The sequence below is a fragment of the Neobacillus sp. DZ-9 genome, assembly GCF_059587065.1.
The window spans coordinates 268,954-289,350 of sequence record NZ_JCAIOL010000007.1 but is presented as its reverse complement, the minus strand read 5'-3'; the positions used below and the strand labels follow the sequence as shown (position 1 = coordinate 289,350).

21 protein-coding genes are annotated in these 20,397 nt (G+C 38.2%); 12 read left to right on the top strand and 9 right to left on the bottom strand.

Features of this window, described 5'->3' with window-relative positions; all coding sequences use genetic code 11:
- Nucleotides 1-3: 3 nt before the first annotated feature.
- The 4 genes from AC59HZ_RS20845 to rlmH all read left to right on the top strand — a co-directional run bounded on the left by AC59HZ_RS20845 (nucleotide 4) and on the right by rlmH (nucleotide 3,294).
- Nucleotides 4-798: an MBL fold metallo-hydrolase gene (locus AC59HZ_RS20845; protein ID WP_496547697.1), complete on the top strand. Its 795-nt coding sequence runs from the start codon at nucleotides 4-6 to the stop codon at nucleotides 796-798.
- 378 nt (nucleotides 799-1,176) lie between these two features.
- Nucleotides 1,177-2,433, top strand: a complete 1,257-nt coding sequence (locus AC59HZ_RS20840; RefSeq protein ID WP_496547696.1) for a S1C family serine protease — start codon at nucleotides 1,177-1,179, stop codon at nucleotides 2,431-2,433.
- A gap of 121 nt (nucleotides 2,434-2,554) precedes the next feature.
- The gene (locus AC59HZ_RS20835; RefSeq protein WP_430063987.1) at nucleotides 2,555-2,713 is read left to right on the top strand and encodes a CxxH/CxxC protein; all 159 of its coding nucleotides are present in this window, start codon (nucleotides 2,555-2,557) and stop codon (nucleotides 2,711-2,713) included.
- A 101-nt stretch (nucleotides 2,714-2,814) separates the two neighbouring features.
- The gene (gene rlmH, locus AC59HZ_RS20830) at nucleotides 2,815-3,294 is read left to right on the top strand and encodes a 23S rRNA (pseudouridine(1915)-N(3))-methyltransferase RlmH (RefSeq protein WP_496547695.1); all 480 of its coding nucleotides are present in this window, start codon (nucleotides 2,815-2,817) and stop codon (nucleotides 3,292-3,294) included.
- 104 nt (nucleotides 3,295-3,398) lie between these two features.
- On the opposite strand, the gene rluF is transcribed toward rlmH, so the two are convergent.
- The 3 genes from rluF to AC59HZ_RS20815 all read right to left on the bottom strand — a co-directional run bounded on the left by rluF (nucleotide 3,399) and on the right by AC59HZ_RS20815 (nucleotide 5,954).
- Nucleotides 3,399-4,115 carry a 23S rRNA pseudouridine(2604) synthase RluF gene (gene rluF, locus AC59HZ_RS20825; protein WP_496547739.1) on the bottom strand — a complete coding sequence of 239 codons (717 nt, stop codon included), beginning with the start codon at nucleotides 4,113-4,115 and terminating at the stop codon, nucleotides 3,399-3,401.
- Nucleotides 4,116-4,215: 100 nt separating this feature from the next.
- Nucleotides 4,216-5,277: a sensor histidine kinase gene (locus AC59HZ_RS20820; protein ID WP_496547694.1), complete on the bottom strand. Its 1,062-nt coding sequence runs from the start codon at nucleotides 5,275-5,277 to the stop codon at nucleotides 4,216-4,218.
- Nucleotides 5,277-5,954 carry a response regulator transcription factor gene (locus AC59HZ_RS20815; RefSeq protein WP_496547693.1) on the bottom strand — a complete coding sequence of 226 codons (678 nt, stop codon included), beginning with the start codon at nucleotides 5,952-5,954 and terminating at the stop codon, nucleotides 5,277-5,279. The genes AC59HZ_RS20820 and AC59HZ_RS20815 overlap by 1 nt, the downstream gene beginning before the upstream one ends.
- A 165-nt stretch (nucleotides 5,955-6,119) precedes the next feature.
- Between AC59HZ_RS20815 and AC59HZ_RS20810 the strand changes: the two genes are divergently transcribed.
- The 6 genes from AC59HZ_RS20810 (at nucleotide 6,120) to AC59HZ_RS20785 (ending at nucleotide 11,839) form a co-directional block, all read left to right on the top strand.
- The gene (locus AC59HZ_RS20810) at nucleotides 6,120-7,139 is read left to right on the top strand and encodes an ATP-binding cassette domain-containing protein (protein ID WP_496547692.1); all 1,020 of its coding nucleotides are present in this window, start codon (nucleotides 6,120-6,122) and stop codon (nucleotides 7,137-7,139) included.
- Nucleotides 7,136-7,939: an ABC transporter permease gene (locus AC59HZ_RS20805; protein ID WP_496547691.1), complete on the top strand. Its 804-nt coding sequence runs from the start codon at nucleotides 7,136-7,138 to the stop codon at nucleotides 7,937-7,939. Before AC59HZ_RS20810 ends, AC59HZ_RS20805 begins: the two co-directional genes overlap by 4 nt.
- A 352-nt stretch (nucleotides 7,940-8,291) precedes the next feature.
- Complete coding sequence (rfbF, locus tag AC59HZ_RS20800) at nucleotides 8,292-9,068, top strand: glucose-1-phosphate cytidylyltransferase (RefSeq protein WP_496547690.1); 777 nt, start codon at nucleotides 8,292-8,294, stop codon at nucleotides 9,066-9,068.
- Between the two features lie 17 nt (nucleotides 9,069-9,085).
- Nucleotides 9,086-10,165 (top strand): CDP-glucose 4,6-dehydratase, encoded by a 1,080-nt coding sequence (rfbG, locus tag AC59HZ_RS20795; RefSeq protein WP_496547689.1) that lies wholly within the window; start codon nucleotides 9,086-9,088, stop codon nucleotides 10,163-10,165.
- A gap of 111 nt (nucleotides 10,166-10,276) precedes the next feature.
- Entirely contained in the window at nucleotides 10,277-10,837 is a 561-nt protein-coding gene (rfbC, locus tag AC59HZ_RS20790) for a dTDP-4-dehydrorhamnose 3,5-epimerase (protein WP_496547688.1), read from the top strand.
- Nucleotides 10,838-11,206: 369 nt separating this feature from the next.
- The gene (locus AC59HZ_RS20785) at nucleotides 11,207-11,839 is read left to right on the top strand and encodes a glycosyltransferase family 32 protein (RefSeq protein ID WP_496547687.1); all 633 of its coding nucleotides are present in this window, start codon (nucleotides 11,207-11,209) and stop codon (nucleotides 11,837-11,839) included.
- Nucleotides 11,840-12,034: 195 nt separating this feature from the next.
- On the opposite strand, the gene AC59HZ_RS20780 is transcribed toward AC59HZ_RS20785, so the two are convergent.
- The 3 genes from AC59HZ_RS20780 to AC59HZ_RS20770 form a co-directional block, all read right to left on the bottom strand.
- On the bottom strand, nucleotides 12,035-12,961 hold the full coding sequence (locus tag AC59HZ_RS20780) for an NAD-dependent epimerase/dehydratase family protein (RefSeq protein WP_496547686.1): 927 nt from the start codon (nucleotides 12,959-12,961) through the stop codon (nucleotides 12,035-12,037).
- A gap of 148 nt (nucleotides 12,962-13,109) precedes the next feature.
- The gene (locus tag AC59HZ_RS20775) at nucleotides 13,110-14,036 is read right to left on the bottom strand and encodes a glycosyltransferase (protein ID WP_496547685.1); all 927 of its coding nucleotides are present in this window, start codon (nucleotides 14,034-14,036) and stop codon (nucleotides 13,110-13,112) included.
- A gap of 176 nt (nucleotides 14,037-14,212) precedes the next feature.
- The gene (locus AC59HZ_RS20770) at nucleotides 14,213-14,878 is read right to left on the bottom strand and encodes a galactosyltransferase-related protein (protein WP_496547684.1); all 666 of its coding nucleotides are present in this window, start codon (nucleotides 14,876-14,878) and stop codon (nucleotides 14,213-14,215) included.
- Between the two features lie 259 nt (nucleotides 14,879-15,137).
- On the opposite strand from AC59HZ_RS20770, the gene AC59HZ_RS20765 reads away from it, so the two are divergent.
- On the top strand, nucleotides 15,138-15,938 hold the full coding sequence (locus AC59HZ_RS20765) for a UTP--glucose-1-phosphate uridylyltransferase (protein ID WP_496547683.1): 801 nt from the start codon (nucleotides 15,138-15,140) through the stop codon (nucleotides 15,936-15,938).
- Nucleotides 15,939-16,065: 127 nt separating this feature from the next.
- Here AC59HZ_RS20765 and AC59HZ_RS20760 read toward each other — a convergent pair whose 3' ends face one another.
- Nucleotides 16,066-16,710, bottom strand: a complete 645-nt coding sequence (locus tag AC59HZ_RS20760; RefSeq protein ID WP_496547682.1) for a glycosyltransferase — start codon at nucleotides 16,708-16,710, stop codon at nucleotides 16,066-16,068.
- A gap of 220 nt (nucleotides 16,711-16,930) precedes the next feature.
- Nucleotides 16,931-18,385, bottom strand: coding sequence for an aminotransferase-like domain-containing protein (locus AC59HZ_RS20755; protein WP_496547681.1), 1,455 nt, complete (start codon nucleotides 18,383-18,385; stop codon nucleotides 16,931-16,933).
- 202 nt (nucleotides 18,386-18,587) lie between these two features.
- Between AC59HZ_RS20755 and AC59HZ_RS20750 the strand changes: the two genes are divergently transcribed.
- Nucleotides 18,588-19,202 (top strand): LysE/ArgO family amino acid transporter, encoded by a 615-nt coding sequence (locus AC59HZ_RS20750; RefSeq protein ID WP_496547680.1) that lies wholly within the window; start codon nucleotides 18,588-18,590, stop codon nucleotides 19,200-19,202.
- A 50-nt stretch (nucleotides 19,203-19,252) separates the two neighbouring features.
- Here AC59HZ_RS20750 and AC59HZ_RS20745 read toward each other — a convergent pair whose 3' ends face one another.
- Nucleotides 19,253-20,191 carry a COX15/CtaA family protein gene (locus tag AC59HZ_RS20745; RefSeq protein ID WP_496547679.1) on the bottom strand — a complete coding sequence of 313 codons (939 nt, stop codon included), beginning with the start codon at nucleotides 20,189-20,191 and terminating at the stop codon, nucleotides 19,253-19,255.
- Between the last annotated feature and the right edge of the window lie 206 nt (nucleotides 20,192-20,397).

Genomic DNA, 20,397 nt, shown 5'->3' with positions numbered 1-20,397 from the left:
TGTATGTCTTTGCGATATAGCATTCTAGCAAGCGGGAGTACGGGGAACGCCCTTTATGTAGAGTCAGACGAACATTCCTTTCTAGTGGATGCCGGCTTTAGCGGCAAACAGATGGAGACGCTTTTTCAGCAAATTGACCGCGATATTAGCAAGCTATCTGGTATCTTTGTCACTCATGAGCACAGCGACCATATTAAAGGGATTGGCATTCTCGCACGGAAATATAAATTGCCTGTTTACGCGAATGAAAAAACGTGGCAGGCGATGGAAACAAATGTAGGAGTGATTCCTACAGAGCAAAAGTTTGTTTTTAACATGGAAACGGTAAAGACGTTCGGTGGCGTGGATATAGAATCCTTCGGCGTGTCCCATGATGCGGCGGAACCAATGTTTTACGTGTTTCATAATGAGGGGGAAAAGCTTGTTCTTATTACGGATACAGGGTATGTCAGCGACCGAATGAAGGGGACAATCTCCAATGCTGACGTGTACATTTTTGAATCCAATCATGATGTGCAAATGCTTCGTATGGGACGTTATCCGTGGAACATTAAACGAAGAATTCTCAGCGATGTCGGCCATGTTTCCAATGAAGATGCGGCCTTGGCAATGAGTGATGTGATTGGCGATCGTACGAAAAGGGTCTACCTCGCCCATCTAAGCCTTGATAATAACATGAAAGATTTGGCGAAAATGTCTGTAACGCAGACATTAGAAAGCCGCGGCCTGATTGTTGGCGAACAATTCAATCTTTACGATACAGATCCGAAAATACCTACGATTTTAACAGCAGTATAGTGTTTTTTCCAAGAGCGAAGAGAAATCTTTGCTCTTTTTTTAATTTATTGGCTCTGTTAAAGGGCATTGTTAATTTTTAACACTGTTGATTGGAGCGGAAGGTGCGAAGACTCCTGCGGGAGTACGGGTCAGGGGAGACCCCGCAGGCGCCAAAGCGCCGAGGAGGCTCCCCGGCACGCCCGCGGAAAGCGAAGCACCTGGAGCGCAAATCAACAACAAAGTTTAACAGAGCCAATTTATTAAAAAACTATGAACAAAGTCGTAAATTTTATGGAATAATTGTCAAATTTTTTTAAATTTTGCGCCTAGAGAGTATAATTGTTATTATAAGCCAAAATAAAAGATAGCAATCATTTCGAGAGAGAGGAATGGTGTCCAGTGGGTTATTATGATGATCATTCACAGGGGCGTTATCGGGAACAGAGAGGTAATCGGGGCGGATTTTTTATTTCCAGCTTAGTCGGGGCTATCCTTGGAGCGATATTAGTGATCGTTGCTCTTCCAGCCCTGTCCAATCGAGGGCTGCTCCCTTATAAAATTGAAACCAATCAAAATACGGCAACCAATACAACAGATAATTCGAATCAACAGAACGTCATTCACCAGCAGGTATCCTATGATGTCAAAACAGATACCACCGATGCCGTTGATAAAACAGCTGCAGCAGTTGTTGGCATCGATAATATCCAGTCAACGGGATTTTGGTCTGACAATGGTAATGGTAATGGTGCTGGCGATAATTCTGAAGAAGCAGCCGGAACGGGCTCAGGGGTTATATATAAAAAAGACAACAACCGGGCATTTGTTGTCACCAACCATCACGTTGTCGAGGGGGCGACAAAACTAGAAGTAAGTCTGACAGATGGAACGAAGATTCCTGCCAAGCTCCTTGGCAGCGATATTTGGACAGATTTAGCGGTACTTGAGATTGATGCGAGTAAGGTAAAAAAAGTAGCGGTATTTGGAGATTCTGATAGTTTAAAAATGGGCGAACCAGTCATTGCCATCGGAAATCCACTTGGAGCGACTTTTTCTGGCTCAGTTACACAAGGAATAATTTCAGGTCTTAAACGGACCATTCCAGTTGATATCGATCAAAATGGGGTTGTTGATTGGCAATCAGAGGTTTTGCAAACAGACGCTGCGATTAATCCAGGAAACAGCGGCGGGGCCTTAATTAATATGGCCGGACAGGTGATTGGGATTAACTCCATGAAAATATCTCAGGAGGCGGTTGAAGGGATTGGGTTGTCAATTCCAATCAATTCGGCTAAGCCCATCATTGATGATCTCGAGCATTTTGGCTCTGTTAAACGCCCATATATGGGTGTCGATTTAAAATCAGTATCTGAAATACCAGCTTACTACCAAGAAGAAGCATTGAAATTGCCGAGTGATGTCAATTACGGTGTTGCCTTAAGACAGGTAGTCCCAAACTCCCCAGCTGCACAAGCAGGATTACAAGAACTGGATGTCATTGTTGAGATGGATAGTCAAAAAATAAATGATGTCATCGACCTGCGCAAGCACCTATATCAGAAAAAGAAAATCGGCGATAAATTGAAGATCAAATTTTACCGCGATGGCAAGCTTAAAGAAACAACACTGACACTGTCGGGAGAAAGATTACAATAAGAATGCGAAAAACAGGATAGCGGAAGCTGTCCTGTTTTTATTATGATATGATAGTTGTCGTATGAGCGGCATCTGGAACGTAAACACTAGGATTAAAAAGTGAGAAAGGTGAAGATGAACGATGATTTATTGCTGCGAAGAGCATGTGGATATTGCATTGGATACGGTTGTGGATGAAACGGAAACTTTTCCGGTTTTATCAAAAATGGATGTGGATAATTTATCAACAACCTGTGAATATTGTCAAAACACGGCTGTATATATTGTGGCGAACAAGTGATTCCATACTAAATGTGGATAAAGATGTGGACAATGTGGATAACTTCTGTGGATATCTTGTTTGTAACCTGTTTGTAATCTAAAAATAAAGGGCTGTGGATTGTGAATATCTCGATTGTGACGGTTGGTAAATTAAAAGAGAAATATTTGAAGCAAGGCATTGAGGAATATTTGAAGAGATTAACGTCCTATGCCAAGGTCGAAGTAATAGAAGTTGCCGATGAAAAGGCGCCGGAAGAACTAAGCGATACGGAAATGCAGCAGGTAAAGCAAAAAGAAGGCGAAAGAATTTTAGCAAAGATTAGCCAGGATACATATGTGATCGCCTTGGCGATTCAAGGGAAATTACAATCATCAGAGGAACTTGCGGATACATTAGATAAGCTTGCTACATATGGAAAAAGCAAAATTGCCTTTATTATTGGGGGATCCTTGGGCCTTAGCGATGAGGTTTTGAAGAGGTCGAATGAAAAGTTGTCCTTTTCAAAGATGACCTTCCCTCATCAGCTGATGAGGTTGATATTGGTCGAACAGATTTATCGGGCGTTTCGGATTAATCGAGGTGAACCGTATCATAAGTAAATGAGGTTTTTTGAAATCCGTAATTCCCGTAATACTAAAATCAAATTTTAATATAAAAAGAGTGTGGACCGAAATTGTTTTTCGATTCGGTCCACACTCTTTTTTTACCATTCTTTTGGCTCATAATGAAGTTCGTTAAATAATTGAGTGCGTTCTTTCTTTGATAAATCTCTCCATTGGCCAATAGGAAGGTTCCCTAAATGGATATTCATGATTCGTGTTCGTTGCAGTCGACAAACCTGATATCCCAAGGCAGAACACATACGGCGAATCTGTCGGTTTAAACCCTGTGTTAAAATGATTTGAAAAACATATTTAGAAAGCTGTTCTACTTTACAGGGCAGCGTTTTTGTATCTAGTATTTCTACGCCTCCTGCCATTCTTTTTAAAAACTCAGGAGTGATTGGCTTGTCTACTGTCACTATATATTCCTTTTCATGCTTATTTTCAGCCCGAAGAATTTCATTGACAATATCTCCATCATTGGTCAGAAGGATAAGACCCTCTGAATCTTTATCCAGTCTTCCTATATGAAATATTCTTAATGGATGGTTGACTAAATCAATAATATTTCCTTTAATATGTCTTTCTGTCGTACTCGTAATGCCAACCGGTTTATTTAGGGCAATATAAACGTAATTTTTAGCCACCTTGACCGGATTTCCACCAATACGAACATCATCCCCTGGTTCGACTTGGCTTCCTAATGTGGCAACTTTTCCGTTAATGGACACTTTTCCTTCACTAATCAATTTATCCGCACCGCGTCTAGATGTTTTTCCAGACTCGGAAATATATTTATTTAATCGCAGGTTAAACACATCCTTAAAAGGAGATTGTGATTTAAGAATACCCAACCAATCCTGTATTTTCAAGCATATAAAACGGTATCCTTATTAAGTGCAAACTTCCAGCCCGCTATTATTGACCAATCGGCAATAGCACTTTTATTTCCGTTCCTTCATTTGGCAAACTTTCTACCTGTATTTCTCCTTTGTGCATTTCAATGATTTTCTTTACAATGGATAGTCCTAATCCGCTCCCGCCATTTGTGCGGCTCCTCGAAGGGTCGGCTTTATAGAAACGTTCAAATATATGCATTTGAACCTCTTTCGTCATTCCAATTCCTGTATCTTTAATGATCACTTCAACCTTATCTGAGTCTTTCTTTATTAATTCAACCATTATTATTCCATTGTTCGGTGTAAATTTAATGCTGTTATGGATTAAATTGATCCAAACTTGATCCATCAGGTCTTCATCTGCATGGATAGTCATTTTATCTAAGGAAACATCCATTTCAAGGTTTTTATTTTGCCATTGTGGCTCATTCGAAAGGATTACTCTTCGCAATTGCTGGTCTAAACGATAGGTTCTCGTCTCAAATGGCGGATGGTCGGACTCTAAAGACGTCAGCTTTAACAAATTTTCGCTAAGCTTTGAAAGCCGCATGCTCTCCACTTCAATGATTTCGAGGTATTGTTTGCGCTCATCAGCAGATAATTGATAAGTTTTTAATGCATGGGCAAAACCTGAAATGGATGTAAGCGGAGACTGGATTTCATGAGAAACGTTGGAAATAAACTCTTGGCGCATTTGCTCCATTTCACCAAGCTGTGCTGCCATATGGGTAATACTTTCTGCTATTTCATTAAAAGGATGATTTCGATTCCCAAACTCATTTTTGTAGAAAGAAAGATCAATATTAAAATTCCCTTGAGCCATCTTTTCCATCGCTTCAATCATTGGTCGCAAAAAGAGACTTTGCTTTTCTTGAAAAAATCTAATTTTGGAAAGGCCGTACATGATTAGACCAAAGAGGAAAATGCCCAAAAAGGAATTGATGATCTGCCTCAAATAGAAACTTTTGATTGAAAGAACATGGAATAACCAGGGGGCGATGTAAAAAACGGCTGACCAGCATAAAAATAATAGAAGTAAAAAAGCAATAACTTCTCCGCTTTTTTTTAAAAACTTTATCATTATTTCACCTCTAACCGATAACCTAGCCCGCGAATCGTCGTAATTTTAAAAGGGCAGTTTTCATCTGAAAAGCGCTGCCGCAGGCGCTTAATGTGAACATCCACGGTGCGCTCATCCCCTTCGTAATCATAACCCCAAATATCCTCAATCAGCTGTTCTCTTGAAAATGTTTGTCCCGGATAGGCAGTGAACTTATACAAAAGCTCAAACTCTTTCAGCGGCATAGTGATTTCGTTACGACCATCAAAGACTTGGTGTGTAGTGCGATCCAGCGCCACATTTCCGATATTCACCTTATTTGAAAGATTAATTTGGTAACGTTTGAGTAATGCCTTGATTCTGGCAATCAATTCAGCGGGATGAAAGGGTTTGACCAAGTAGTCATCAGCTCCGAGTTCAAAGCCTTTTACTTTTTGAGCAGTTTCTCCCTTTGCCGTCAGCATTAAGATTGGGAGGGAATCAGAATAATATTCTCTAATGTGCCGGCAGAAATCCCAGCCATCCATATTTGGCATCATGATATCAAGAATGATGAGATCGGCCTTTTCGGAATCAAGCAAGGATAATGCTTCTTTTCCATCCAGCGCCTCTAGGGTCGTGAAGCCTTCCTCAGATAAGAGGACCCGAACCAATTTACGAATATGAGGGTCATCGTCAACCATTAAAATTTTTGCCATGACATTCAATCCTTTTTCATAAATTACATTCTTTAAAAATATTCAAGCTGTTCTTAGCATACTCCTTCTTTATGAACTTAATATGAACAAGAGAGGGAGGAGAAAGTTCATATTCAGTTCACAAACGTTTGTTACCATGTACCCAGTGATAAGGGAGGAATGAAAATGATACACCGAACGATACCAAACAATGGTGATTGGGCCGTTGAAGCCCGCGGCCTTATAAAGAATTTTGGTGAAAATCGTGCAGTTGACGGCGTAAATCTGAATGTGCGTGCTGGCACCATTTACGGCCTGCTTGGCCCGAATGGAGCAGGCAAGACCACCACTATCAGAATGCTGGCAACCTTACTCCGGCCGGATGCAGGGTCGGCACACATCTTTGGACATGATGTGATGAAGGAGTCCCAGATCGTGCGACAATTAATTGGGGTTACTGGTCAGTATGCCTCTGTCGACGAGTCGCTAAGCGCAACCGAGAATTTGATCATTTTCTCCCGGCTGCTTGGTCTTTCCCGGGCAGAGTCAAAACGTAAGGCAGCGGAGTTGCTCGAGGAATTTGGGTTAACGGAAGCCGCAAAGCGTCCGTTGAAAAATTTTTCCGGCGGCATGCGCCGCAGGCTAGATTTGGCGGCAAGTCTTATTTCGCAGCCGCCGCTCATTTTTTTAGACGAACCGACTACGGGGCTTGATCCTCGTACACGAAATCAAATGTGGGATACTATCCGCCGATTAGTGAGTACGGGGTCAACCGTACTGTTAACAACGCAGTATTTACAAGAAGCAGATGAACTGGCAGACAGGATTGCGGTAATCGATCGAGGCATAGTCGTTGCGGAGGGTACCGTGGATGAATTAAAGTCATCCGTTGGGCGATCTTCCTTGCATTTAAGAATCGAAAATTCTCTAGATATAGGGTCGGCTCGTCATACCGTTGAAAGGGTGCTAAACGTAAAGTCGAATGTATCGTCGGAAGGCGGGAAGATTACTGCACCGATGGCGGATGCCGACCGAGTAGCGGATCTGCTAATCGCCCTTCGTGAGGCGGGAATCCAACTAGCAGAACTAAGTGTGCAGAAACCGACCCTTGATGAGGTCTTCCTGACTATCACTGGTCATGGAGTGAACGCGGACGCATCTAGTGCGCCAAATGAATTGCCCGAAGCAGAGGAGGTAAGAGGATGAATAGTACTTCATTTAATCGCCACCTGAAAAACAATACGAGCTTTGGTCAGACGGTACGAAATTCATTCACAATGGCCTATCGAGGTTTACTGAAAATACGGCGTACACCCGAGCAACTTTTCGACGTCACGCTCCAGCCAATTATCTTTACCCTCATGTTCACCTATATCTTTGGCGGTGCCATTTCAGGCGATGTAAAGAGCTATTTGCCGGTCATAATTCCCGGCATCCTTGTGCAGACAGTTATTACGACTTCCATTGTCACGGGAGTTCAATTGCGTGAGGATATGGATAAGGGAGTATTCGACCGGTTTAAGTCCCTTCCGATTGCACGAATTGCTCCGTTAGCGGGAGCACTTTTAGCAGATACAATTCGATATACCATTGCGACTGTGCTCACTTTTACCATGGGTTATATTATGGGCTATCGACCTGATGGAGGCCTTGGTTACGTAGTTATTGCCGCAATTCTTGTCATCGTGTGCTCTTGGTCCATTAGTTGGATTTTTGCTTTCTTTGGCGTGATTGCACGAACTGCTTCTAGTGTACAGGGGATTTCGATGCTTGCGCTGTTCCCCTTAACGTTTCTTTCTAATGCTTTCGTGCCGGTCAACACCATGCCCGACTGGCTGCAGTGGTTTGTAAAGATAAACCCACTTTCACATCTGATTACTGCTGTCCGTAATCTTGTTAACAACAGTAACATTGGATCCGATTTTGTTATTTCCCTCATTGGAGCAGCTGTCATCGTGGCCATTTTTGCACCTATTACGGTCCGTGCCTATATGCGTCGTACGTAAAATTGAGAATTCCATTATTTTATTAATGCTCTTTGTTTTTTTCGACTGTCCTTCAAAGAAAAAAAGCAATAAAAATAAGAACTTCATTAAAGGCTGAAATATGCATATATAAAATGTATATAGTTCAGCCTTTTCTATTTTACATAGATAATTAATGAACCGAAAATGAATTTTCTTCTACTATTCAACTTCTTATTTCCCCTTTTAAAAATTAACCTCCTAAAAAATTCCAAACAATTACATTCAACCATCCCAAGCTCAGTTATTAATCATATTATATATCCTGAGTGGCAGCTTACAGGAGTTTACGGTATTTATCCTTTATTAAAGAATTAAGAAAAGAGGTTGTAGGATGAAAGTTGTTATTTTGGCAGGTGGGTACGGAACCCGAATTAGTGAAGAATCACATTTGAAACCTAAGCCTTTAATAGAGATAGGCGAATACCCCATTATATGGCATATTATGAAGATTTACTCTGCTCATGGTTTTAATGAGTTTATTATTTGCTTGGGGTACAAAGGCCATATGTTAAAAGACTATTTCTTGAACTATTTTCTATACAAATCTGATGTAACAGTTGACTTTAGCCAGGGGAATCAATATATCATCCATCAAAATTCAGCAGAACCATGGAAGATTACATTAGCAAATACTGGTATTGAAACTATGACGGGAGGGAGAGTAAAGAAGATACAAAAATATATCGGAAACGAACCTTTTATGCTTACTTATGGTGATGGTGTTGCGAATGTAGATCTGAAAAAACTAGTTGAGTTTCATAAGGAGCATGGAAAGTTTGCAACGCTGACAGCTGGACAGCCCTCTGGAAGATTTGGTGCTTTATCTTTGAACAAGGATCAATTGGTGGTGAGTTTTAAAGAAAAAATGAAAGGCGATGGCAACTGGATTAACGGCGGTTTTTTTGTCTTTCAACCAGAGGTGTTCAATTATATTAGTGATGAAAGTACTGTACTCGAAAAAGAACCACTTGAAAATTTAGCAAATGAGGGTCAGCTAATGGCATATAAACATGATGGTTTTTGGCACCCAATGGACACGTTACGAGATAAAAAATATTTGGAAGAGCTGTGGATGTCCGAAAGCCCTCCTTGGAAAGTTTGGAGGTAGAAAAAAGGGGTGGGACCATGATTGATAAAGAATTTTGGAAAGGAAAAAAAGTGTTTATTACTGGACATACGGGGTTCAAAGGGTCTTGGCTTTGTTTATGGCTGTATCATCTCGGTGCAGAAATTACGGGTTATTCCTTACAAGCGCCCACTAATCCGAGTTTGTTCGGATTGTGTGAAATAGACAAGATCACAAACACCATTAATGGTGATATTAGAGATCGGGAAAAGTTACGTTTATCCCTGCAACAATCAAATCCAGATATTGTTTTTCATATGGCTGCCCAGCCGCTTGTGAGGATGTCGTACGAAAATCCGATAGAAACCTATGAAACGAATGTAATGGGTACAGCAAATCTATTTGAAGCCATCAGGCTAGTAAACTTGCAAAACAAAAAAATAAAAGCGGTTGTAAATGTAACATCGGATAAATGTTACGAAAACAAGGAATGGCAATGGGGATACAGGGAATATGAACCCCTGGGTGGTTACGACCCTTATTCAAATAGTAAAGCCTGTTCGGAATTAATTACTGCTTGTTATCGAAACTCTTTTTTTAATCCGAAAACCTATGAAACTCATGGTGTTGCAATCGCATCTGGAAGAGCCGGAAATGTTATTGGAGGAGGCGATTGGGCAAAAGACCGTTTAATACCTGATGGAATTCAGTGCCTATTAAAAGGGGAAACAATAAAAATAAGGAATCCCAAATCTATCCGTCCGTGGCAGCATGTCTTGGAGCCAATAAGTGGATATTTATTATTGGCACAAAAATTGTATAAAGAAGGTGTTCAGTACTCAGAAGGCTGGAATTTTGGACCTGATGCTGAAAGTGAGAAAACAGTGGAATGGACCGTAAGCAGATTATGTAATAAGTGGGGTTCAGGGGCATCTTTTGAAATTGTGCCTAACAATGGGCCGCATGAAGCACATTATTTAAAATTAGATTGTTCAAAAGCAAAATCGGAATTAGGATGGAAGCCAAAATGGAATTTGGAATACGCATTGGATAAAGTTATCGAATGGTCGCTAGCCTATAAAACTGGGAAAGACGTTAGAGGTGTATGTCTAACACAAATTCATGAGTACGAGGGATAAAGAAGTCGTCGGGTATTGCTTACATTACAGGAGCTACAAGTTTTATACGGACAATAGGAGAGACTTTAAGATGAGTTAATATACCAATCATTTAATTGTGGAGGACAAAAAATGATTCAAAAGTTTTCATTTGAGAAATTAGACTTAGAGGGTTCATTTTTAATCAAGCCCTTTGTTGCATATGATGAGCGAGGCTATTTTATTAAAGATTATTCCAAAGAAGTATTTGAGGAGAATGGTATTTACCATGATTTAAAAGAGGTTTTTTATACAAACTCGCATAAAGGTGTTATTAGAGCCATTCATTTTCAAAGAATAAATGAGCAGCCTAAGCTTGTCCGTTGTATCTCTGGAAAGATTTATGATGTTATTGTTGACTTAAGAAAAGATTCCCCGACATTTGGTGAATGGAGAGGCTTTTATCTTTCTGAAGAAAATAAAAATCAACTTTATGTACCAATGCATTTTGGCCATGGATACCTAGTGTTGGAACCGTCTATTGTTTCCTATAAGTGTGCTGAAAAGTTTTATGGTGAGAATGATGACGGAATAATGTGGAATGATCCAGATATCGGAATAAATTGGCCCCTTAATTTAATAGATCAAGTTATCTTATCGGAGAAAGATAAGAATTTACAGAGCTTTGAGGAGTTTAAAAGTAAGTTAAAGTAGGTATAACCATAAGAATGATACAGATAATCCTGCCGATAGTAAAAATGTCCTTGATATGGCTATAGTTGTTGTATCTTATGAGGGATGTAGCGATTGGTGGGATGATTATTTTAATCTATTAAATATGTATTGGGCTGATAGACCGTTTTCTGTATGTCTCATCAATAATGAAAAGCAACCCAAATACACAGTAAAGCGTTAAGAAAATTCTTCACTTTTAAGAAATAGGTGCAGGAAAACATATTTAATTATGTCTTTAACCTATTCCTTGTATACTTTCCTTCCATATATTGATAGAGAGTGGTTGTAGCAATGATTACAATTGTTTTTAGTATAAATATTAATTCAAAAAGGGGGTGAAACAAGATTTTGATACCGAAAATTCTTCACTTTTGCTGGTTTGGTAGAGCTTCTTATCCAGATGAGGTTAAGAAATGTATGGAAAGTTGGGATCGTCTTTTACCAGATTATAAAAAGGTTTTATGGAATGAAGAAAATTTTGATATTAATTCAAATTTATATGTTAAACAAGCCTATGATGCAAAAAAATATGCTTTTGTAAGTGACTATGTTCGCCTTCATGCTCTTTACCATTATGGTGGGATATATTTGGATACTGATGTAGAAGTAATTAAGAATTTTGATCCCTTGCTAGAGCATGCGGCTTTTGCAGGGTTTGAGGATGAATGGGTATTAAGTTCAGGGACTATGGGGGCAATTCAACATCATCCATGGATATACGAATTGTTAGAATTCTATAAAGACAGAGTTTTTATATATGACGATGGTAGTTGGGTACCTATTCCTAATGTTGTTCCTATTACGGAAATAACAGAATGGAATTTCGGATTACAACGAGGAAATGATCGATATCAGGTTCTTAAAAATAATCTCCATATTTATCCAAGGGATTATTTCAGTCCTAAAAGTTTTCATAGTAGGAAAATAACTTTAACAGAAAATACGCATACCATTCATCATTTCCTTCATTCATGGGGATGAGAAATAATAACTAAAGGCAACAAACTTGTGTTGCCTTTTTTCGTTTAGCCAAATTAAATTAAGGAATCTTCGGTCATGCTCCTAAATGGGGAAAACACTCTGGCGGGTAACAGAGTGTATAGGTTTACTTATAATGAATTTAACCGACAATAACCCCTCCTAAATCTATTATATGAAAAGAAAATTTTTGAATCATTATATCTCTTCCACTCTTTTAATCCATTCCATTGTTCTTTTAACACCTTCAGAGAAAGATATAGTGCATTCAAATCCAGTATCTCTTTTTAAATCTGCAGTACTAAATTCTTCGAGGCCCATATTAATTCCCGTAAAATGAATGTCACCAAAGATTAACTTTCTTTCTGGAGCTAACGTTTGCTGCATCTCTATAATAAATTCTTTTAATGGTCTTGGATTTGAACTTCCTATTGTATAGTTACAAAAAGGTTTGCCCTGCAGACCAATTAGATAAAAAGCCTTTGCTGCATCTGTAATGTATATAAAGTCGTAATTTTGTATTGCAGATGTAAATTGTAAGGGATCATTCTTTATAATTTTTCTAATAGTAGTGTTTACAAAACGAGGTGATAACTCTCCGGGGCCGTACGCATTTGTAATGGTTCCCCATAAATGCTCAATACCTTTTTGTGCTGCTACAGACTTACTAACACAATGTGCTGTAAGCTTACCTGCTCCATATATATAAGCCAACCCTGGCTGATTCTCTTGAGTATATACTGCAGCCATAGTTTCTTTTTCCATAATACTACCCGCACCTACAAACCTCTTACAACCTATTTCTTTTGCGACTCTTACGCTATCTACTGTCCACAATGCATTTTGAGTTTGAAGTGTTTCATCTATTCGAGCATTCCCCGATGAGCCTGTCCATGCAAAATGATAAAATACATCAATATCTTTATCACTGATTTTTTGAGGTAAATTTGGAAGTTCATTTAATTCACAATATACAATTTTAAGTTTATCGTTTTTAGGTAAGGTGTCTATATTTGATTTCTCATTTCTTACTACAGCAATTACTTCTATGTCATGAGATAGTAACTCATTTACAAGATAACTTCCGATAAATCCATTGGCTCCAGTTACAATTGCTTTATTCATTTACTTCCCCTCATTTCATGATGAGTCATTAAAATATAGCCTCATTTAAACGATTAGAAGAACAAGAAATTCATTATCAAGCCTGGCATTATCATTGGCTCAAATTTAGATCCGATTTGATAATGCTAGACTTGATATTGGGCTAGATCTACTCTTCAAGTATTTTTATAATCATATCTTGAAGTTCCTTTGCCCGAATACTCGTAGTGTGTCTATTTTGTATTAATGTATAGCCATTTTGAGCGATTCTTTCCCTTTCTTTGCTATGATTTAAATAAAATTTCGCCTTTTCTACAAAATTTTCCTCATTGATCTCAACAAAATTTTCTTCTGAACGAAACCCTAAATCATAAAGTTCAGGTGAGTTTGATGCAAGTAACAATGTTTTGCATGCTAATACCTCCATATATTTTAGTATCGGATATTTAAAGGAGGAATCATCTGTAAAAAACATTTGGGCTCTGTTAATTTCTTTGGCATATTTTTCTTTAACGAAAACTTCTTCATTTTCATTAATATCTCTATAACCCGGGTGATGATGATACACAAAGTCACTGTTACTTGAAAAAGATTTGAGGATTTTATACCTAAGTGGGTATAGACCGTCGTGAACTGCACCCATCATCAGCATTTTAATATCTTTTTTTAATTGATAATCTCTAAAAATATTAATATTTACATGATGTGGCAGCCATTTCATTTTATCTGCCAGATTCGGATAGTAGTTATGAAAAGGATCACGATAACAAGCAAAGATATGTTTAATATTGTCTTTTTTAACACCCTCTTGAAGGTCGGTAATATTATGAAGGTCCTCGACATATATGCCATAAGGGACCTCTAATGTTTCCAGACCAGAAATAGTTGGAGAAAACGCGGCCGCTGACCCATAAAGATATATCAAGATAAAGTCCGGAACGAATGGTATATTCTTTAAAATATCGTGTATGTTACCGGGCTGATGCCAGACGTGGAGGTCCGTTATGGAGGATAATTCATTTGCTAGGTAGTAGGGTTCAGTATGGACCCATTTGCTAAAGTCTCTGGTAATTAGTAACAATTTAAGTTTACGCATTTAAGTAAATCCCCTTTATTGTTTATGGAGTATTAGAATGTAAATAAAAATAAGTTGTTTTTAATTTTGTCTATTCATATTATGGATTTATTTGCAGGAAGGGGATAAGGAATCTGTCCAAAATCTCGATAAATAGGTAAAAATCTGTCTAATTTTTATGATGTGAAATTTTTGTTTTATTTTTTTCTTTTTTCAATTTCATTCTTTACAGATTCGACTCCGTCATAATAGGGTTTCAAGTATTTTAAGTTTTCTCCGTAATGAGTATAGTCACCGGGTGGATGCCATAGATGATATCCTGTGTGGTTCATTCTATATAGCCAACCACACAAACCATTAACGCTGCAAGCAAAAGCATCATCCTCTCCTCCCCAGCCTAGAAATCTCTCATCGAAGCCTCCAACTGCTTCAAAATGTTTTCGAGGGATAACATTCAATAATCCATATCCGATTTGTCCTGGTATGTGTCCATTAACATTAATAGGAAGTGGCCAGCCTGGCTCTAATTTAAGAAGCTCTTCTGAACTTTGCTGCTCCATATTAAAACTTTTGTCGAACGGGAGTACCCATGTGTAAACATCAAGTAGTTTAATAGCTTCTATGAGAATCGCTGGATCATAAACTATGTCTGTATCAGCAATCGCGAAAATGTCTCTTGTTGCCTGTGAAGCCGCATGATTAATCGCCTGTGACCTTGAAAAAGGTTGATCCCTAGACGTCCCAATACATATTTCTATTCCAGGCATCATCTTTTCATAAAACCTTTTAGTCCAATTAAAATTTTGCTCTCTTGGACCGTTGTCGGTACCAAAAGGAAAAAGTACAGATACCTTATTTAACATAATTTCACCACCTCTTAATAATCCACTATTAGTAGATGGGGATAAGTCAAATTTGGTGCTTGTCCAAATGAACAAATGGGAATGTAGAATAATAAATTGAAGTATTAAATAGTTTTTGATTATAGAGTATGATACAAGCCCTTCCCCTTTCATATCCATTCACATAAGAATAAGACAACCCTATTTTTTTGAAGTTTTGTGCTGTTCAAAAAAACTTTTCCTTGATTAATTAAACAATAAGAAAGAAGGTGGAAAGGTATTGGTGAGAAAAGCAATTATCCCTGCTGGAGGGTATGGCACTAGAAGTCTTCCAATAACAAAGGCATTACCTAAAGAGATGTTTCCTTTAGGTTTAAAACCTGCAATTCATTATATAGTTGAGGAAGCAGCTCATTCAGGTATTGATCAATTACTAATTGTGATTTCAAATTTAAAACACTCAATTTTGGACTATTTTGATTATCCACTGGAGCTGGAGGCCTTTTTAAAAAGCAAAAATAAAGAATATTTGCTTGAACGTTTGGAACTTCCAAACATAGATATTTATTTCATGATACAACCATCTGCAAAAGGACTTGGAGATGCTATACGAATTGGAAAGGAATTTGTCGGAAATGAACCGTTTGGAGTACTGTTACCCGATGATTTTATTATTTCTAATGAGACTCCTGCTCTTAAACAATTAATTGATGAATACAAAAAAACAAATAGCAGTGTGATCGGATTAAAGCAAGTAAAACAAGAACAATTAAAAAACTATGGGGTTATCCGGGGATCTAATAAAACAAATCTCATTGAAATTGAAAATATCGTGGAAAAACCTAAATCAGCCCCTCCTTCAGATATGGCTGTTATTGGAAGATATATTTTTACTCCTGAGATTTTTCAATGTTTAGAGGATACAAGGGAAGGTGTCGGAGGGGAAATTCAGCTGACAGATGCCATTAAAAGTTTGTTGGAAAAACAACCAGTCTATGGGAAGATTATATCTGGTAACCGTTACGATATTGGAATATTAAAGGAATATATAGAACTAATGAAAATAATGAGTAATGAATAGTGAATCCATAGTTTCCATATAAAAAAGGAAAGAATTAATAAGAACAAAAAAGCATTGGGATTTAGAACCCAATGCTTAATTTTTTGCCCCTTGAATTAAAAGGGAGAACCGTACCATAGATTTTTAATTAGGGACGAAACCAATTCCCCACTGTTGCATTTTTGCCATGGATATGCCAGATGATGTTACTGGAATTATCTACATTATCGTCTTTAAATCCATTCTTGCTCCAAGCATCCCGCCACAGCAAATCATCAACTTGACCGTTATCTACAATGTTAGGTAAAACTTGAAATGCTTTATGACTAAATGCAAATGTTTGAGGCATCAAAAATGTATTATTTGGAAAATGACCGCCTAGGCTCCTAAAAGTACCTGTTGATACATAATAATTATTTAACTGATAACCAATTTCTGAACTTAAAATATCACATTTATGTGTCTCAAAATATTCCACTATTGTTTTGACATAATCCTTTTTGTGGATATCGTCATCATCAATTTTAATATAAAGATCATAAGGTTCTGGACATTGTGTTATTGCAGTCAAGGCATTTATATGATGGCTGGAATCTTGCTTGTATTTGATAATAAATCGATCATCAAGAATATCATCAAAAATGATTTCATAATTTGAGACTTCAGATTCTTCATCATACTTAATGCTTATTGAGTGGGTAAAATCTGTATAAGACTGGTTTTTGATATCGTGTATACATTGACGAAGCATGAATGGACGTTTATATGAGGGTGTAAATAACAGAACTTTCATTTTGTTGTTCCTCCTCCAATAGGAATGTGTGAATATAGGACAAGAATAATATTTCTATATAAATGTATGTGAAGAAATATTATATGTTCTAGGTGGATTCCTCCTTTTTTAACTTTCGCCGTTAAGACCGTTAAGGTGAACCGTACTTTTCATCATTAAAACTGCAACAAAAAGCCGCAAATATTCAAGTTTAGATGAATATTTTGCGGCTTTGTAAGGTTCAATTTTTTGAACGACTGTTTATAAGTTTTGCTAAAAAGATCAGCCCTTTTTCAAGTTGTTCTATTGAAGCATAAGAATAGGAAATACGAAGGTGCTGGTAATCAGTTTTTTCATATACGCTTCCTGGATTCAATAAAATCCCCTCTCGAAGGGCTAAATCAAATAGTTTTCGAGTGGAAACTCCTGACTGCAGCCTCAACCAAATATAAAATCCTCCTTTTGGAACGCTCCAGGCAGCAATTTCAGAAAAATGTTTCTTTAAAATCTGAAGTGTGAAAGCCCTTCTGAATTTTAATTCAACCCTTAGTTCCTTTAAAAAATCCTCATACAAGCCACTACAAAGCCATTTTTCTACAGCATATTGAGAAATAGAACTTGAGCCGTAATCTGTTTGCATTTTTATATCTGCCAAACGTTCAATGACAGGTTCAGGCCCCACAATCCATCCGATTCGTAAACCAGGGCTCAATGCTTTGGACATACTTCCGATATATAATACATTCCCTTGTGTATCCTGGGCTTTCAAAGGCTTTGGCGGCGGGCTTTCAAACCATAGATCACCGTAAACATCGTCCTCAATGATAGGAAGGGATTCTCTTTGGCAAACCTTTAGTAATTCACTTCTTCTTCTCTCAGACATTAAAGTGCCTGTTGGATTATGAAAATTGGGGATAGTATAAAGCAACGTTGCATTATGCTGCCGCTTTATTCGTCCAATTGAATCACATCTAATCCCTTCATCATCTAATGGAATCCCAAATAAGTTCATACCAGCTGATTGAAATACGTGTACGGAGTTCAAATAGGAAGGTGTTTCATGGAAGATAGTCGAACCTCTCTCTAATAGCCCCATTGATATCAATTGCAGTGCTTGAAGCCCTCCAGAAACAATTAAAATTGATTCAGGAGAGGCTTCAATTCCTTTTGATTGTAAATATTCACTTACTGTTTTTCGCAAAGATAGACTTCCTTTAGGCTCGATGTATCCAAGTGATAAAGAATGTCCACTATCTATTTGCAGTATTTTTGTCATTTTTTCGGTTGGTAACAAATCTGGTGAAAGTTCGCCCGTTCCAAGCCGAATAAAGGAAGGATCTGCTTCTGCCTTATTGATTTCTTGAATGATGGATATATTGGGTCTATGGATACCGGATTTTACGTAACTAACCCAATCTGGAGGAGGTGTTGACGAAAGCAGGCCCCAGGTATTATTGATCACCCTTGTACCGCTTCCAATCTTAGATTCAATGAGTCCATCAGCCGTTAGTTCTTCTAGTGCAATTACAATAGTACTGCGATTTACTTGAAATAGTTTTGCTAAATGCCTTTGTGGAGGTATTTTCGTCCCTATTGTCCACTCACCGTTCATTATTTTCATTTTCATATAGTTATAGATTTGCTGATGCAAAGGAATTGCTGAGTTTTTTTGTGGTTTCCATTCTATTTCAGACATAGACGATCTCCGTTTTTCTTTTTAGACTGTCTTAAACTTGGCCGCTGATTTGCGCTCCAATCAGCAGTGTTAAAAAATCAACAATAATCTTTAACAAAGCCTATGTTTATTATACCCAAATGGTTGGATTAATTCCCATCCAATTGGTTGGAGACATCCGGCCCATCCTCCGTTATTCTTAATAGGAATAGGAGGAGTCAGCGTGGAACCATTCTTTCATGGAATCATATTGGCATTTGGTTTAATTTTGCCTTTAGGTGTCCAAAATGTCTTTGTTTTTAATCAAGGAGCAACGCATAAAAAATTCACAAATGCTTTACCTGCCATTCTAACTGCAGGGGTTTGTGATACAATACTGATTTATTTGGCTGTAGCCGGGGTATCGATTATTGTATTTAGTTTTGAATGGTTAAAGATTTTACTATTTTTAATTGGCTTCTGTTTCCTAGCCTATATGGGATGGGTTATGTGGAAAAGTAAACCTGAAGTTAGCACTGACCAAGAGCAAAGCCGTTTTTCTGCACGCCGTCAGATCACCTTTGCTGCGTCCGTATCATTACTTAATCCTCACGCCATAATGGATACTATTGGAGTCATTGGAACTAGTTCATTGGCTTATTCAGGATATGAAAAATGGATATTTGCTTTAGCCTGTATATTGGTGTCTTGGCTTTGGTTCTTCTCCCTAGCAATCTTAGGTAGAAAGATGGGCCAAATTGATAGAAATGGGAAGCTCTTAAAACAGATGAATCAAGTTTCCGCCCTTATAATATGGGTTATGGCTATTTACTTGTTATTTCAATTGTTCTCCATATAACTCCGTTTTAAAAAGGGTGCCCTAAAAGCGTTAGGGCACCCTTGCTATTTTTACACTTCTGTTTTATTTGCTATTGGCTGATTCGTCGCCATGTTCGGCTTTGTTTTCAAGAAGGCTGCCGTGCCTAAATATACCCGTGCCTCCACTACGAGTGCGAACAGGAGGGTGCCTGCTGCAAGGTGAAGCATCGCCCACGAGATGTCAATAACCTTCATAATCGTCAGAACTCCTAATATAATTTGAATGAAAACCGTTATTGCCGAAAAAATTAGCCGATTCTGCAGTTTATCTCCCCATCCGTTTTTGAACGACAAATAGACAAGAAAGAAGATGTAAAACGCGGAAACGAAGGCTAATCCCCGATGGATGGTTTGAATCATTTCTGGAACTGTCAACGGTAAAAATGAATCTCTGCATGCAAATGCACCACATATCATTCCCAACGATTCGTGCTTCACATAGGCCCCTAATCCAAAAACCACTAGCAAAAAAAACAGGACAATATGGAAGTGTCGTTTCATTCCTTTTTGTTTTTCAGAATGACCCGCAGGCAAGTGGTGAATTTCGCCCTCTTCTTCTGTTCGCCGCCAAATCCAGATGAGACTGGCCAGAAAGAGTAAAGCAATGATTAAGTGACCTGCTATAACACTTGTCGGCAGATCTTTTAACACTACGATTGCACCCAGCAAGACTTGAATGATAAGCAAAACAAGCATCCAGTATCCAACAGATCGAACTGAAGGACTTACTTTCGTCCGTAGTATTTTGGCAAATAGAAGAAAAGAGACAATGCCAAGAATGGCGCCAATCACCCTGTGCGTGAATTCAATCAACGTGTCCCCATGTAAGGTTGGTACAACATCCCCATTACATAATGGCCATTCAGGTCCGCATCCCATCCCGGATTTTGAGGAAGCCACATAGCCTCCAAAAACAATTAATAAATATGTGAGCAAAATTGTTAACAAAGCTAATCGCTTTATTGTCACGCTCACCCCTCCTTAATCAGTAGCTTATTACGAAAACATCCCCATGCTTCGCATTAGCATTATTGCCTGAATTCCCTGATGTTAAGGAGGGTGTTTGTGAAAGTTTTGTGAACTTAAATATTAAAAATAAATGTGAAACCAACTTTCTGCCTAAAGCAAATAAAAGCCCCCGTGCATATTTTATGGATAGATATTTACTATCGTAC

What these genes read in the sequence shown, in the direction of transcription:
- AC59HZ_RS20845 (WP_496547697.1), top strand. Translation starts at nt 4, where the DNA reads ATGTCTTTGCGATATAGCATTCTAGCAAGCGGGAGTACGGGGAACGCC.
- AC59HZ_RS20835 (WP_430063987.1), top strand. Translation starts at nt 2,555, where the DNA reads ATGATTTATTGCTGCGAAGAGCATGTGGATATTGCATTGGATACGGTT.
- AC59HZ_RS20820 (WP_496547694.1), bottom strand. Translation starts at nt 5,277, where the DNA reads ATGATAAAGTTTTTAAAAAAAAGCGGAGAAGTTATTGCTTTTTTACTT.
- AC59HZ_RS20815 (WP_496547693.1), bottom strand. Translation starts at nt 5,954, where the DNA reads ATGGCAAAAATTTTAATGGTTGACGATGACCCTCATATTCGTAAATTG.
- AC59HZ_RS20810 (WP_496547692.1), top strand. Translation starts at nt 6,120, where the DNA reads ATGATACACCGAACGATACCAAACAATGGTGATTGGGCCGTTGAAGCC.
- AC59HZ_RS20805 (WP_496547691.1), top strand. Translation starts at nt 7,136, where the DNA reads ATGAATAGTACTTCATTTAATCGCCACCTGAAAAACAATACGAGCTTT.
- rfbF (WP_496547690.1), top strand. Translation starts at nt 8,292, where the DNA reads ATGAAAGTTGTTATTTTGGCAGGTGGGTACGGAACCCGAATTAGTGAA.
- rfbG (WP_496547689.1), top strand. Translation starts at nt 9,086, where the DNA reads ATGATTGATAAAGAATTTTGGAAAGGAAAAAAAGTGTTTATTACTGGA.
- rfbC (WP_496547688.1), top strand. Translation starts at nt 10,277, where the DNA reads ATGATTCAAAAGTTTTCATTTGAGAAATTAGACTTAGAGGGTTCATTT.
- AC59HZ_RS20780 (WP_496547686.1), bottom strand. Translation starts at nt 12,961, where the DNA reads ATGAATAAAGCAATTGTAACTGGAGCCAATGGATTTATCGGAAGTTAT.
- AC59HZ_RS20775 (WP_496547685.1), bottom strand. Translation starts at nt 14,036, where the DNA reads ATGCGTAAACTTAAATTGTTACTAATTACCAGAGACTTTAGCAAATGG.
- AC59HZ_RS20770 (WP_496547684.1), bottom strand. Translation starts at nt 14,878, where the DNA reads ATGTTAAATAAGGTATCTGTACTTTTTCCTTTTGGTACCGACAACGGT.
- AC59HZ_RS20760 (WP_496547682.1), bottom strand. Translation starts at nt 16,710, where the DNA reads ATGAAAGTTCTGTTATTTACACCCTCATATAAACGTCCATTCATGCTT.
- AC59HZ_RS20755 (WP_496547681.1), bottom strand. Translation starts at nt 18,385, where the DNA reads ATGTCTGAAATAGAATGGAAACCACAAAAAAACTCAGCAATTCCTTTG.